This window comes from Sphingobium sp., from assembly GCF_041987595.1.
In the GTDB taxonomy this organism is placed as follows: Bacteria; Pseudomonadota; Alphaproteobacteria; order Sphingomonadales; family Sphingomonadaceae; genus Sphingobium.
This window is the reverse complement of the sequence record NZ_JBHIWJ010000019.1, coordinates 42,024-56,125: the sequence shown is the minus strand read 5'-3', so window position 1 is coordinate 56,125 and position 14,102 is coordinate 42,024. Positions and strand designations below refer to the sequence as shown.

At 63.4% G+C, this 14,102-nt stretch carries 14 protein-coding genes; 5 read left to right on the top strand and 9 right to left on the bottom strand.

Translation table 11 applies throughout. From position 1 onward, the window contains the following. A partial coding sequence (locus ACFC3J_RS07450) for an SGNH/GDSL hydrolase family protein (protein WP_375195558.1) occupies positions 1-754 on the top strand: 754 nt, incomplete at its 5' end. An 8-nt stretch (positions 755-762) separates the two neighbouring features. Here the strand turns inward: ACFC3J_RS07450 and ACFC3J_RS07445 are convergent. From ACFC3J_RS07445 to ACFC3J_RS07405, 9 genes are all read right to left on the bottom strand, one after another. Then, entirely contained in the window at positions 763-1,155 is a 393-nt protein-coding gene (locus ACFC3J_RS07445; protein WP_375195557.1) for an MAPEG family protein, read from the bottom strand. A gap of 13 nt (positions 1,156-1,168) precedes the next feature. Further along, the gene (locus tag ACFC3J_RS07440; protein WP_375195556.1) at positions 1,169-3,061 is read right to left on the bottom strand and encodes a CocE/NonD family hydrolase; all 1,893 of its coding nucleotides are present in this window, start codon (positions 3,059-3,061) and stop codon (positions 1,169-1,171) included. A gap of 121 nt (positions 3,062-3,182) precedes the next feature. After that, positions 3,183-3,974 carry a phosphoadenylyl-sulfate reductase gene (locus ACFC3J_RS07435; protein ID WP_375195555.1) on the bottom strand — a complete coding sequence of 264 codons (792 nt, stop codon included), beginning with the start codon at positions 3,972-3,974 and terminating at the stop codon, positions 3,183-3,185. Beyond that, positions 3,967-4,407 (bottom strand): DUF934 domain-containing protein, encoded by a 441-nt coding sequence (locus ACFC3J_RS07430; RefSeq protein WP_192666805.1) that lies wholly within the window; start codon positions 4,405-4,407, stop codon positions 3,967-3,969. The genes ACFC3J_RS07435 and ACFC3J_RS07430 overlap by 8 nt, the downstream gene beginning before the upstream one ends. Beyond that, complete coding sequence (locus ACFC3J_RS07425; RefSeq protein WP_375195554.1) at positions 4,400-6,031, bottom strand: nitrite/sulfite reductase; 1,632 nt, start codon at positions 6,029-6,031, stop codon at positions 4,400-4,402. The genes ACFC3J_RS07430 and ACFC3J_RS07425 overlap by 8 nt, the downstream gene beginning before the upstream one ends. A 2-nt stretch (positions 6,032-6,033) precedes the next feature. Then, entirely contained in the window at positions 6,034-6,330 is a 297-nt protein-coding gene (locus ACFC3J_RS07420; protein WP_375195553.1) for a DUF2849 domain-containing protein, read from the bottom strand. Next, positions 6,327-7,118 carry a uroporphyrinogen-III C-methyltransferase gene (cobA, locus tag ACFC3J_RS07415; protein WP_375195552.1) on the bottom strand — a complete coding sequence of 264 codons (792 nt, stop codon included), beginning with the start codon at positions 7,116-7,118 and terminating at the stop codon, positions 6,327-6,329. Before cobA ends, ACFC3J_RS07420 begins: the two co-directional genes overlap by 4 nt. 95 nt (positions 7,119-7,213) lie before the next feature. Then, positions 7,214-8,647 (bottom strand): succinylglutamate-semialdehyde dehydrogenase, encoded by a 1,434-nt coding sequence (gene astD / locus ACFC3J_RS07410; protein ID WP_375195551.1) that lies wholly within the window; start codon positions 8,645-8,647, stop codon positions 7,214-7,216. Positions 8,648-8,710: 63 nt separating this feature from the next. Continuing rightward, positions 8,711-10,105 (bottom strand): protein adenylyltransferase SelO, encoded by a 1,395-nt coding sequence (locus tag ACFC3J_RS07405; RefSeq protein ID WP_375195550.1) that lies wholly within the window; start codon positions 10,103-10,105, stop codon positions 8,711-8,713. 40 nt (positions 10,106-10,145) lie between these two features. Between ACFC3J_RS07405 and ACFC3J_RS07400 the strand changes: the two genes are divergently transcribed. The 4 genes from ACFC3J_RS07400 to ACFC3J_RS07385 all read left to right on the top strand — a co-directional run bounded on the left by ACFC3J_RS07400 (position 10,146) and on the right by ACFC3J_RS07385 (position 13,850). Then, complete coding sequence (locus ACFC3J_RS07400; protein WP_375195549.1) at positions 10,146-11,015, top strand: alpha/beta fold hydrolase; 870 nt, start codon at positions 10,146-10,148, stop codon at positions 11,013-11,015. Continuing rightward, positions 11,008-12,138, top strand: coding sequence for a glycosyltransferase (locus ACFC3J_RS07395; protein WP_375195548.1), 1,131 nt, complete (start codon positions 11,008-11,010; stop codon positions 12,136-12,138). Before ACFC3J_RS07400 ends, ACFC3J_RS07395 begins: the two co-directional genes overlap by 8 nt. Positions 12,139-12,234: 96 nt before the next feature. Further along, positions 12,235-13,638 (top strand): NAD(P)H-dependent flavin oxidoreductase, encoded by a 1,404-nt coding sequence (locus ACFC3J_RS07390; protein WP_375195547.1) that lies wholly within the window; start codon positions 12,235-12,237, stop codon positions 13,636-13,638. Next, positions 13,638-13,850, top strand: coding sequence for a DUF2093 domain-containing protein (locus ACFC3J_RS07385; protein ID WP_375195546.1), 213 nt, complete (start codon positions 13,638-13,640; stop codon positions 13,848-13,850). Before ACFC3J_RS07390 ends, ACFC3J_RS07385 begins: the two co-directional genes overlap by 1 nt. The last annotated feature ends 252 nt before the right edge of the window (positions 13,851-14,102 follow it).

Below are 14,102 nucleotides of genomic sequence, written 5' to 3'. Positions count from 1 at the left end.
TTCCCTCGGCCCGGGCGCAAAATATGTTGCGATGGGGAGTTCCTTCGCCGCCGGACCGGGCATCACGCAGACCGCCGACACGCCGCCAACGCGTTGCGCCCGATCTTGGGACAATTATGCACATCAGCTGGCTCGCAAACGCGGGTTTAGGTTGACGGATGTCAGTTGCAGTGGCGCCAAAGCCCTTCATCTGCTGGAAAAATGGAGCGAACTGCCGCCGCAACTCGACGCGCTGACGCAGGACACCTCGTTGGTTACCGTTACGGTCGGCGGCAATGATGTCGGTTATATTGGCGGGTTGATAGGCGCGTCATGCCGTGCGATCGGCGGCAGTTCCTGTCTGCCCGTCGTCGATCCGGGCGAGCAGGACTGGCAGCAACTGGAAGCCCGTATGCGGGCCATGCTTGCGGAAATGCGCCGCCGCGCACCCCAGGCGCGGATCATCGTCAACGATTATCCTGCAGTCCTGCCGGATGAAGGACAATGCCGGGCGTCGCCGTTGCCGCCGCAACAGGCGGACAGGAGCCGGGCGATCGCTGCGCGTCTGGCCCGGCTGACGGCGCAAATCGCTGGCCAATCAGGTGTTGAGCTGTTGCAGGCGTCCCGCATCACCCATGGTCATGATATTTGCGCGCGCGATCCATGGATGAACGGTTTCGCCGGTTCTGCGAATTCGACCGGATTCGTTCCCTATCATCCCAATCTGGCGGGAATGACGGCGGTTGCCAACGCTCTCGATCACATGCTCGACTGAACGGGCTATCAGCCGACGAAGGCCTGAAAAACCAGTGCCAGCCCGATCATACTGACCAGATAGGCAACGGTTCGCACGACCGGCACGCCCATGCCATAAAGCGGCAGATACACGATCCGCGCCCCCAGCCACATCCATCCGCCGATGGCAGTCAATCCGTTGGTCTTTCCCGCGATCACCACGCCCAGCAGCGTGATGATCGCGATGGGAAAGGTTTCCAGGAAATTGGCCTGCGCCCGCACCAGTCGCCCGCCGACGGGATCAAGGGGGGGCAATTCCTCGTCGCGCGCGCCCATATTCCATTTGGTACCATATTGGCGGGTCTTGATATGCGCTGCCGCGAAGATGTGAGCCAACAACAGCACGCAGCTCCACGCCAATATCTTCAGTTCGACGGCCATGTCATTTCCCCTTTCAGTCGCCCATTACCGGCAACCATATCGCGCTCGCGCTGCCTGCGCCATAATGCACGCTTTGCGTTGCAATCTTGTAGTCGTCCTTCTTCGCATTGAAGATCGACGGCACGAAGCTTTGCGGATTGCGGTCGTAGAGCGGGAACAGGCTCGACTGCACCGTCACCATGATCCGGTGGCCGGGCTGGAAGAGATGGTTCACATTGGGCAGGCCGAACCTGTAGTTTTCGACCTTGCCCGGCACTAAAGCCTCCGGCCTGTCGAAGCCATGGAGATAGCGCCCGCGATAGATCTCTATCCCGATGGGCAGCTGATAGCCCGCCATTTTCGGCACATTGCTATATTGTTCCGGATAGACGTCGATCAGCTTGACCACCCAGTCGCTGTCCGTACCGCTCGTGGCGGCGAACAGGTCAACTATCGGTTGCCCGGCGATATGCACCGGCTTGTCCAGCACCGGCGTAACATAGGTCAGCATATCGGGCCGCCCGGCGACGAAACGCTGGTCCTTCACCAGCCAGGTCTTCCACGCATCATCCTTGTTCGGCAGGACGGGGCGGGGAAGGTAGGGCACGGGCTTGGCCGGATCAGACACATAGCTGTCGCTGCCCTCGATCCCTGGCTTGGTCCAGCTCAAACCGTTGCTCGCTGAAAGATAGAGCGGCGTTGCTTTGCCTCCCGGCCACTTCGCCATCACCTGCCATCTGTCGGCTCCGGTTTCATAGGTAAGCGCCCCTGGGACCTTATATCTCTTGGCAGGATTGTCTTTCAAATAATGATCGAGAAAGGGTTTCATATAGTCACGGCGGAACTGGAGTCCGGTGTCGCCTGCGAAATCGAGATCCCCCAGATGCGACCCATCATAGTTGACGCCGCTATGCCGCCATGGCCCGATGACCAGGCTTACCATGTCGTTATTTCTGTCCTGCGGCTCCAGTGCCTTGTAGACCGCGGGCGCGCCATAGCTGTCCTCCTGGTCCCACTGTCCGACCACCAGCATGGTCGGCACGGTCAGCTTGCGTCGGCCAAGCAGCTTGTCGACGGCCTGCTCCTGCCAGAAGCTGTCATAAGCAGGATGCTCCATCAGCTTGCGGGAGAAAGGAAAAGTGTCCAGCCCATAGGCCCGCGCGAAATCACCCGCCGATCCCTCGGCCAGATAGGCGTCATATTCGTCGCCCGTTCCATAGGGCACGCCGCCGCCGCCCTTCTTTGCGGTCTGGCCCAGAACATAGTTGAAATTGGGCTGGCGAAACGCGCCGTTGTGGAACCAGTCGTCCCCGATCCAGCCATCCACCATCGGGCTTTGCGGAACGGCAGCCTTTAGCGCAGGATGGGGATCGATCAGCGCCATCAGCGAGGTGAAGCCCAGATAGGATGAGCCAGTTATCCCAACCTTTCCATTGCTTTCCGGTACATTCTTCACAAGCCAGTCGATGGTGTCATAGGCATCGGTGCTATGGTCGACCTGGGTATGATTCAGCGGCCCGCGCAAGGGGCGGGTCATCACATAGTCGCCCTCGGAGCCATCCAGCCCGCGCACATCCTGATAGACGCGGATATAGCCGTCATTGACGAACTCGGCGTCGGAGACGGGCAGGATTTCCTCGATCTTCTGGCTGCGGTTGCGGGAGGTAGACTTGCCCGCATTATAGGGCGTGCGGCTGAGCAGGATCGGGCCATGCTTTGTGCCCTTGCGCATGACGATGACGGTGAACAGCTTCACTCCATCGCGCATCGGGATCATCACTTCGCGCCGGATATAATCGGCCTGCTCGCGCGCCGGGTCGTAAACCTTGACCGTATCAGGGGTCATCGGATCGATCTGCGCGCCCAGCGGCGGCCCGAACGCCGCCAAGGCCAGAGCCAGGATTGAAACCCGTGCGAATATTCTCATGGCGTTGCTCCCTTTGCAGGCGCAACGGTTAGTTGTTGAACAACTGTATGGCAATGGTCGGGAAATAGTTCAGGTTACGCAAAAATCCTCCCCATCAGCCGATGGAGAGGATTGAAAGCTATCAGAACACCGGCTGGTTGGCCGGATCGTCCGGATCGGCCGCTGGCGAAGGGATGGGCGTCACCGGCGAGTGAATGCCGCACTCCACCTTGTCCCACCCGCGCCAGCGCCCGGCCCGCGGGTCTTCACCCGGCAGCACCTTGGACGTGCAGGGTTCGCAGCCGATGGAGAGATAGCCCTGCGCCTCCAGCGGATGGCGCGGCAGATTTTCCGCCTCGAACCAGGCTTCCAGATCGTCCTTGGTCCAATCACCCAGCGGATTGATCTTCAGCCGCCCATCCTCGACCTCGAAGCGGGGCAGGTTCTGCCGGGTCACCGACTGGAACGCCTTGCGCCCGGAAATCCAGGCGTCGAGGCCTTCCTTGGCGCGGGCCATCGGCTCGACCTTACGGATTTCGCAGCAACCATCGGGGTCGTAGGACCAGCGCAGGCCGGTCTCGTCCTTCTTCGCCAGCACTTCCGCATTGGGCACCACGGCCCGGCTGTCGGTGAAACCCAGCGTGTTGATCAACGTCTCCCGATAATCCAGCGTCTCGGCAAACATCTTGAGCGTGTCGACGAAGATCACCGGCACGCTCTTGTCCGCCTTGGCGATCAGCGAGAGCAGCACGGCGCTTTCCGTGCCGAAGGACGACACGACCGCCACATTCCCGGCCAGCCCTTCGGCAAAGACGGTCTTGAGCATCGACAGCGTGTCGACACCTTCGAAACGCGCGTTGAGCGCGTCCGCATCGGCCTGGGTAAAGGCGGGGCGGGCGTCGATCACGTCAAGCTGGCGGGCGGGTTCAGCCATTCACAGTCTCCGGATGCCGCTTCGCCCATACCGGGCGGCGGCCGTCGACGGTCTTCTGATAGACGTCGGCATAACGATTGAGCGCACGCTCCACGGCGGCATCGTCCAGCGCCTTGTCGGGCCGGAATGTGTCGAAACCGCAGCGGCGCATCGCGACAAGCTGGTCCACCAGCACATCGCCCACGGCGCGCAGCTCGCCCTGATAGCCGGCCTCGCGCAGGATGCGCGCCGCCGAATAGCCGCGCCCGTCGCCATAAGCCGGGAAATTCACCTCAACCAGCGACAGCCGGTCGAGATAAGGCAGCAATTCGCGCGCATCCTCGCCCGCTTCGATCCGCACCGCGGTCGAGTTGGACTGGCCCGTGAAGGATTCGACCGTCACGGCGGGTTCCTGCGCGGCTTCTCCGTCGCGGAAGGACAGGAACTCAACCATAGATCGCCTCCTTGAAGGGCTTCATGCCAAGACGGCGATAGGTGTCGAGGAAGCGTTCGCCCTCCTCCCGCTGCGCAAGATAGAGGTCCGTGACCTTCTCGATCGCATCCACGACGCCATCTTCCGAGAAGCCGGGGCCTGTGATCTGGCCGACGGCGGCATCCTCCGCGCCCGATCCACCGAGCGAGAGCTGGAAATTCTCCACGCCCTTCCGGTCGACGCCCAGCACGCCGATATGACCGGCATGGTGATGGCCGCAGGCGTTGATGCAGCCCGAAATCTTGACCTTCAGCTCGCCCAGGTCCTTCTGCCGCTCGGCCGAAGCGAAACGCTCCGACAGCTTCTGCGCCAGCGGGATCGAACGCGCATTGGCAAGGCTGCAATAATCGAGACCGGGGCAGGCGATGATGTCGGTGATGAGGTCCAGATTGGCCTCCGCCAGACCAGCTTCGTCCAGTTTCTGCCAGATGGCGTAGAGATCCGCCTTCTTCACATGCGGCAGGACGAGGTTCTGCGCATGGGTCACGCGCAGTTCATCAAACGAATGGGTTTCAGCGAGGTCTGCCACCAGCCCGATCTGCTCGGCCGAAGCGTCGCCCGGAATCCCGCCCTTGGGCTTCAGGCTGATGTTGACGATGGCGTAGCCCGGCTGCTTGTGCGCCGCGACCTGACGGTCGACCCACAGGGCGAAGGCCGGATCGGAGCGGTCCAGATCGTCGCTCAGGCCCTGCTCATAAGCGGGGTTGGCGAAGAAGGGCCGGATGCGGTCCAGTTCCTCGGTCGGCGGGTTGAGGCCGAGCTGCTTCATATGCGCATACTCTTCCTCTACCTGCCGCTTATATTCCTCGACCCCCAGTTCATGGACGAGGATCTTGATCCGCGCCTTATACTTGTTGTCGCGGCGACCGTAGCGATTATAGACGCGCAGGCATGCCTCCAGATAAGAGACGATCTCATCTTCGGGCACGAAATCCTTGATTTGCGGTGCAACCATCGGCGTGCGGCCCATGCCGCCGCCGGCATAGACTTCCGCACCGATCCGGCCGTCACGCGACACCAGCTTGAGGCCGATGTCGTGCAGCCGCATCGCCGAACGGTCATCCTCGCTGGCGATCACCGCGATCTTGAACTTGCGCGGCAGATAGGTGAATTCCGGATGGAAGGTCGACCATTGCCGCAGCAGTTCCGCCCAGGGGCGCGGATCGGTCACTTCATCCGCCGACACGCCCGCATATTGGTCGGACGAGATATTGCGGATGCAGTTGCCGCTGGTCTGGATGGCATGCATCTCGACCGTCGCCAGTTCGGCCAGAATATCCGGCGCATCGGCCAGCTTGATCCAGTTATACTGAAGGTTCTGGCGCGTCGTGAAATGGCCATAGCCCCTGTCATATTTCGCCGCGATTTCGCCCAGCTTGCGCATCTGCCTGCCCGACAGCGTGCCATAGGGAATGGCCACGCGCAGCATGTAGGCGTGCAGCTGGAGATAGAGGCCGTTCATCAGCCGCAGCGGCTTGAACTGATCCTCGGTCAGCTGCCCGGCCAGACGGCGCTGGGTCTGGTCGCGAAACTCCTCGACGCGGGCGTCGACGATGGATTGGTCGTAGCTGTCATAACGATACATGGTCAGATCACCCAGTTGCCGGCATCGGCATCATTCGGTTTGAGCGTCAGATCGGGGCGAACGGTCGGCCCCAGAGCGCGGATGCGGTCCTTGATATGCGCGGGGCGCACGCCGTCCGAATCGACGGTGGCGTCGATCACATAGGCGCCCACGACGCGCAGCGCGGCTTCCTCCGCCCGCGCGAGGTCTTCACCCCTTTCGCCTACATCGACGGACTCGCTGACCTGCCGCGACCAGCCGTCGCCCGCCCACCAGATGACATCGCCCGACGACAGATCATTCCCGGTCAAAATCTTCATTCTACCCTTTTCCCGCTCTCTGACGGCATCAAATCCCGATATTGAAGCAGCACATCCTGCGCCAGCGCATAGGCCGCCACGTCCCCGACGACGATCAGCGCCGGACTCTTCACCTTCTCCCGCGCCACCATGTCGCCCAGATCGGCGAGCAGTGTGCGTAAGGTTCGCATGTCGGCGCGCGTGCCATTTTCCAGCACCGCTACCGGGATGCCGGGGCTGACGCCGTCCGCGATCAGCTTGTCGGCGATATCCGCCGCCGTCGCCACGCCCATATAGATAACGAGCGTCCGCCCCGCACCCGCCAGCCCGGACCAATCCTGATCCGCCAACCCCTTGCACTGGCCAGCGACAAAGGTGACTGCGCTGGCGGCCTCGCGATGGGTGAGGGGAAGCTGGGCTTGTGCGGCTGAACCGATCGCGGCGCTGATCCCCGGTACGATCTCGACCGGCACGCCAGCGGCGCGACAGGCTTCCATTTCCTCGCCACCGCGCCCGAAGATGAAGGGATCGCCACCCTTCAATCGCACGACCGAGCGCCCGGCCAGCGCCATATCGACCAGCAGGGCATTGATGCCGTCCTGCGGCACGCTATGGCGGCTGCGCTGCTTGGCGACCGAGATCAATTCGGCTTCAGGCGAAGCCAGCGCCAATATTTCCGCCGAAACCAGCCCGTCATGCACGATCACCTCGGCCGCGCCGATCAGGCGGGCGGCGCGCAGCGTCAGCAGTTCCGGATCGCCCGGACCAGCGCCGACAAGGGTGACAGTGGCAGGTGCAGTTTCAGCCATGCTGGCCAAATGGCGAAAGCATCCCATAGTTTCAATTCAGAATGCTTTGTCCGGCACGTAGGAAAATTTGGGCGCGCTAACAGAACGGCTATCGCTCAGTCGCCCATGGCGCTCGTATCGATATCCTTAAGTCCGACCCCGATAGAGGCCCGGGGCTGCTCGATCTCCACGGAAGCCACCGGATAGGCGCAATAATCCGCCGCATAATAAGCACTCGGCCGATGATTCCCCGAAATGCCGACGCCGCCGAAGGGCGCCGACGAGGACGCGCCGTTGGTCGGCCGGTTCCAGTTGACGATTCCGGCGCGGATATTCGCCCAGAACTGGTTATATTGTTCGGGCGATCCGCCGACCAGCGCCGCCGACAGGCCGTAGCGCGTATTGTTCGCCTCCCGGATCGCGGATTCGAAATCTGGCACACGGATCACCTGCAACAGGGGGCCGAACAGCTCGACATCCGGCCGCTCCGCCATCGCCGTCACGTCGATGATCGCGGGCGTCACGAACGGCAGTCCCTTGGTCGGGCGCTGCATATGCTTGATCGGCCTGCCGCCGTTGCTCATCAGATAGAGAAAGCTCTCGGTCAGCTGGTCCGCCGCCAGATTGTCGATCACCGGCCCCATATAGGGCGCGGGATCGGCATGGGGATGGTCCACGATCAGCCGGTCGGCCAGCTTCCTGACCTCCCCGATGAGCGTATCGGCCAGGCTTTCCCTGACGATCAACCGGCTCGCCGCCGTGCAGCGCTGCCCGCTCGAAAGGAAGGCCGATTGCACGATCAGCGCCGCCGCGCTGGCGATATCCGCCGTGTCCCAGGCGACGATGGGATTATTGCCGCCCATTTCCAGCGCGAGAATCTTGCCCGGATTGGCCGCGAACTGCCGGTTGATGGCAATCCCGGTCTGCGCCGATCCGGTGAACAGCACGCCGCCCACATCGGGATGCGCCGCCAGAGCCTTGCCCTCGTCCGGCCCGCCCAGCACCAGCCGCACGGCATCCTCCGGGACGCCCGCCTCATGATAGAAGCGCACCAGCATCTCGCCCACCGCGGGCGTCTTTTCCGAAGGCTTGAACACCACCGCATTGCCCGCCAGCAGCGCAGGCACGATATGGCCATTGGGCAGATGCGCCGGGAAATTATACGGCCCCAGCACCGCCATGACGCCATGGGGTTTGTGCCGCACCGACTGTCGCGCGCCCATGGCCGCTTCCAGCCGCCGCTGCCCGGTGCGTTCGGAAAAGGCGGCGACGGAAATGTCGACCTTGTTCATCACCGCCGTCACTTCGGTCCGCGCATCCCATAACGGCTTGCCGGTTTCGCGCGCGATCAGGTCGGCCAGAGTCTCTTCATTGGCGCGTACCACATTGACGAAGCGGCGCAGCGTCTCGATGCGATAGGCGATGGGTTGCGCCGCCCATTTTGGCCAGGCGGAACAGGCGCGGGCGACCTCTGCCTCGACGTCGCTGGCAGTCCCCTGCCACAAGAGAGCACCAGTGGCGGGTTCGAACGAAGTCAGCGCTGCGGACATGGAACCGATATGGCAATTAATTCGATCTTAGGGAAGGGCTTCCCGCTGCCGCAGGCGGAGGGCTCAGGGCAAATCAGGCGAATCCCCCAGCGCATCGCCCATGGCCCGGATCGACGCGACCTTGTCATGGAGCGGCGCCCAGTCGTCATCCCTTTCGATGGCGCTCCAGATCGCTTCGACCTCATCGATATGCATGGAGCAGGGCGAAGCGGCACTCCAATAGGGATGATCGAGCGGTCCACTGGCCTCCAACCCGGCCACCGCCTCCCGGAATCCAGCCCATTCCTCGCCCGCATAGGGCGCGCCGTCGCGAGGCTCCCCTCCGCGCCAGTCCTGAAAGAAGCGGTCGATCGGCCGTTGCGTCCCGACCATGCCGCGCACCGCCGCCTCGACCATGGCCGATGCATCGCCGCCCTGCACCACGCCCAGCCGCCAGCAAAAGCGCCGGACCATCGCCTCACCATAAAGCTGCGGAAAGCGCTCCAGCTGCGCGATCAGCGGCTCCGCCTCGACCAGAGGCCGCAGCGACACCGCCAGTTGCGCCACATCCCAATGGATCGCTTCGGCCTGCCGCCCGAACGCGTAGAGGCCCGCATGGTCGAAATAGGCGGCGGTAAAGCCCGGCTCCCAAAGCGGCGTGAAGCGCCACGGTCCATAATCGAAACTCTCGCCCGTCACATTGATATTGTCGCTGTTGAGCACGCCATGCACGAAGCCCGCGACCATATAGCTCGCCGCCAGATCGGCGGTCCGCTCCACCACGCGTCCCAGCAATTGCGCGGGCGGATTGTCCCCCGGCGCTTCGCCATAGAGTTTCGTCAGCGCATAATCGACCAGCCGCTCCAGCAGGGCCTTGTCATCATGATAGGCCGCCCGCTGGAACGATCCGATGCGGATATGCGAATGGCTGAGCCGCACCATGACGGCGGCGCGGGTAGGGGATGGCTCGTCATTGCGCTCCAGCGCCTCGCCCGTCTCGATGATGGAGAAGGTTTTGGACGTATTGACGCCCAGCGCCTCCAGCATCTCGGTCGCCAATATCTCGCGTACCCCGCCTTTCAGCGTCAGTCGTCCATCCCCGAAGCGGCTGTAGGGCGTCTGTCCTGACCCCTTGGTGCCGAGGTCCAGCAACCGCCCGGCGCCATCGCGCAGCTGAGCGAACAGGAAGCCGCGCCCGTCGCCGATATCGGGATTATACACCCGGAACTGGTGCCCGTGATAGCGCAGCGCCAGCGGTCCCGGCAGCGATCCCTCCAGCGGCTGAAACCGCCCGAAATGCGCGACCCATTCTTCATCGCTCAGGCCCTCAAGCCCGACCGCGGGCGCCCATCGGTCATTGCGGAAGCGCAGGATCGCCTGTGGAAAGTCCGCCGCCGCAACCGGATCGGCAAAGTCGGGTTGCAGCGCGGCGATTTCATTCGCGGCGCGAAATTCGGAGGCTTGCAGGGGAGAGCGCATGCGGCGATATGTGGGACGAAGGCCTTAAGGATCAAGCAGCTTGAGCAATTACACCGACGGATATTGGTGGTCGCCCGATGGCCTGAGGCTCCATTATCGCGATTATGCCGGGGCGGAGGATGGCCGCCCGCCCTTGCTCTGCCTGCCGGGCCTGACCCGCAACGCCCGCGATTTCGAACCGCTGGCGGATCGTCTGGGCGGGCAATGGCGCCTCATCTGCCCCGACATGCGCGGCCGCGGCGAAAGCGCGCAGGCCAAGGACCCGATGAGCTATGTCCCGCTGACTTATCTGCAGGATATCAGCCGCTTGCTGGCCGACCTTGCGATCACCCGCTTCGTCGCCATCGGCACCTCGCTGGGCGCGATCATCACCATGTTGATCGCCGCGACCCATCGCGAATGGCTGGCGGGTGCATTGCTCAACGATGCCGGTCCGACGCTGGAGGAGGCGGGCCTTGCCCGCATCCGCACCTATGTCGGCGTCGGCCAGTCGCACCCCAGCTGGGTCCACGCCGCCCGCGCGCTGGAGGAGGCGAACCGGGATGTGTATCCCGCCTATGGTCTGGAGCAATGGCTGGCCATGGCGCACCGCCTTTACCGGCTCAACAATGCCGGGCGCGTCGTGCTCGATTACGACATGCGCATCGCCGAGCCGCTGCGCGTCGCCGGCGATGAAGCCGGGGTCGACATGTGGCCGGTGATGAAGGCCTTCAGCGGCATCCCGACGCTGATCCTGCGGGGCGAGCGCTCCGACATTCTGACCGATGCCACCGCCACGCGCATGGCGCAGGAGGCGGGAGCCGACGCCGACTATGCCGTCGTCCCCCATGTCGGCCACGCTCCCGTTCTGGACGAGCCTGCCGCCGTCTTCGCCGTCGACCGGCTGCTTGCGCGGGTCATGAATGACTGAACCGCCCCGGCTGCTTCATGTCCATGGCAGCTTCTCTCTGGGCGGAAAGGAAGCCCGCGCCGTCCGGTTGATGAACCTTTGGGGCGACCGCGCGCGCCATAGCATCGTCAGCGCCGCCCCGCATCTGATGAGCGCCCGGGACGCGATCGATCCGGGCCTTCAAACCGATTTCCCCGAATCGCCGCCGCTCGCCGGCAAGCCCGGCCTCAGGCGGTTCAGGGCCATTGCGCAATTCCTGTCCGGCTATGACCTTGTCCTCAGCTATAATTGGGGCGCGATGGACGCGGTCATGGCGCATCGCCTGCATGCCCCGTCTCTCAACCTTCCGCCCCTGATCCACCATGAGGACGGCTTCAACGCGGACGAGACCGCCGGTCTCAAGCCCCAGCGCAATCTCTACCGCCGCCTCGCGCTCCAGCGCGCCCACGCGCTGGTCGTACCCTCGATCCGCCTCGACGGCATCGCCCGGCAGGTCTGGCGCCAACCTCCGGCCCGGGTTCATCTGATCCGCAACGGCATCGACACGGCGCGCTATGCCGAACCCTGCGCGCCGGACGCCGTTCCGGGCCTCCTCCGCGCGCCGGGCAAGCTCCTCGTCGGGACGCTGGCAGGCCTGCGTCCGGTCAAGAACATTCCGCGTCTCGTCCGCGCTCTTGCGCCGCATCGCGACCGGCTGCAACTGGTGGTGATAGGGGAGGGGCCGGATCGCGACGCCATTCTGGCCGAAGCCCAGGCCCAGGGCCTCACCGACATCTGCCTGCCCGGCTTCATGAGCGAACCCTGGCGCTTCATGGGCCTGTTCGACCTGTTCGCGCTCTCGTCCGACAGCGAGCAGTTTCCGATCTCGCTGGTGGAGGCGATGGCCGCGGGCCTGCCCGTCGCTTCCACCAATGTCGGCGACGTCGCCCATATGGTCGCGCCCGAAAACCGTCCCTTCATCGTCCCGGACGAAGCGGGGCTGAGCGCGGCGCTGGGAGCGCTGGCCGCCGATCCAGACCTTCGCCTCCGCCTGGGCAACGCGAACCGCCATCGCGCCCGTCGCGATTTTACGGAGGAGGCGATGGTCGCCGCCTATGCGACGCTTTATGGTCAGGCACTATCCAGCCCCCATATTTTGCGGTAGGGCGCCGCCGGAAAATTCGCCCTATTTTAGCAAAGCTGCTATAGGGCGGCGTTTACGTGGCTGGCGGCCACGGGATTTTTGCGCTGGGAGATTGCGTTGTTCAAGGGGTTGAAGCCCATCATCTACGGCGGTCGCGAAGTGTGGCCGCTGGTCGAGGGCGGCAAGGGCGTAGCCGTTTCCAACCATGCCAGCTCCGGCGCCTGGGCGGCGGCCGGCGGCATCGGCACGGTGTCGGCGGTCAATGCGGACAGCTATGACAGCTTCGGCAACGTCATCCCCCAGATCTATCACGGCCGCACCCGCCGCGATCGGCACGAAGAACTGATCGCCTATGCCATCGACGGTGCGGTCGAGCAGGTGAAGCGCGCCTTCGAAATTGCAGGCGGCAAGGGCGCGATCAACATCAATGTCCTCTGGGAAATGGGCGGCGCCCAGCGCGTCCTCCACGGCGTTCTCGAAAAGACCAGGGGCATGGTCGCGGGCGTCACCTGCGGCGCTGGCATGCCCTATAAGCTGTCGGAAATCGCCGCTTCCTACGGCGTCAACTATCTTCCCATCGTCAGCTCCGGCCGCGCCTTCCGCGCGCTATGGAAGCGCGCCTATTCCAAGGCGTCGGAATGGCTGGCGGCCGTCGTCTATGAAGATCCCTGGCTGGCGGGCGGCCACAACGGCCTCTCCAACGCTGAAGATCCCAAGGTTCCGCAGGACCCCTATCCCCGCGTGCGGGACCTGCGCGCCACCATGCGCGAAGGCGGCATTTCCGACGACGTGCCGATCGTCATGGCGGGCGGCGTCTGGCACCTCAAGGACTGGAACGACTGGATCGACAATCCGGAACTCGGCGCCATCGCCTTTCAGTTCGGCACCCGTCCGCTGCTGACTCAGGAAAGCCCGATTCCCGACGAATGGAAACAGCGTCTTACCCAGCTGGAGCCGGGCGACGTGCTGCTGCACCGTTTCTCGCCGACCGGCTTCTACAGCTCGGCGGTCCGCAACCCCTTCCTGCGTCAGCTCGAAGCGCGGTCCGAACGCCAGATTCCGTTCAGTACGGAGCAGGCGGGCGACCACACGCATCAACTCGACGCGGGCGTGAAGGGCAGGAATTTCTGGGTGACGCGGGGTGACCTGCTGCGCGCCCGCGAGTGGGTGGGGCAGGGTTTCACCTCCGCGCTCAAGACGCCGGACAACACGCTGGTCTTCGTGACCGAGGAGGAAAAGGCCGAAATCCGCAAGGATCAGACCGACTGCATGGGATGTCTCAGCCAGTGCGCCTTCTCCAGCTGGATGGACAGCGAGACCAACTCGACTGGCCGTCTGGCTGATCCGCGCAGCTTCTGCATCCAGAAGTCCTTGCAGGAAGCCGTTCATGGCGGCGACCTGGACAAGAATCTGCTCTTCGCTGGCCACGGTGCCTATAAGTTCAAGCAGGATCCCTTCTATTCAAACGGGTTCGTGCCGACCGTGAAGCAGCTGGTCGATCGCATCCTGACCGGCAACTGATGGCAGATATTCAGGGACTGGCGGTGTTGCGCTATGATACGCCGCATTTCGACATCATGCGCCCAGGGCAATTTGTGATTTGCGCAGTTTCTGGTGCACGGATCGATCTTGACGACCTCAAATATTGGAGCGCCGAGTTTCAGGAGGCTTATCGCGGCCCGCAGGAGGCCACCGAATCATTCCTGAAGCATCGCAGCTCCGCATTCCGATAAGCCGTCATAGAGGAAGGGGTTTGCACCTGCGCTGAAGCAGGCGGCCCTTTTCCGCGCACCGCGAGGGGGATTGCGGGGCATTCTTTTTCAATTCGTCGCTGATCGGGCCTTTTTTACCGCAATTCAGCTATTTCTTTACGCGCCCACATGGTTTATCCTTCTTGAACGAAGCGACGCAAGATCGCGCGAAAGAGGAAGGATGTGAATGATGTCGCGGATCGACATTTTTGGTGATCGGGTTTGCGTGGTGAC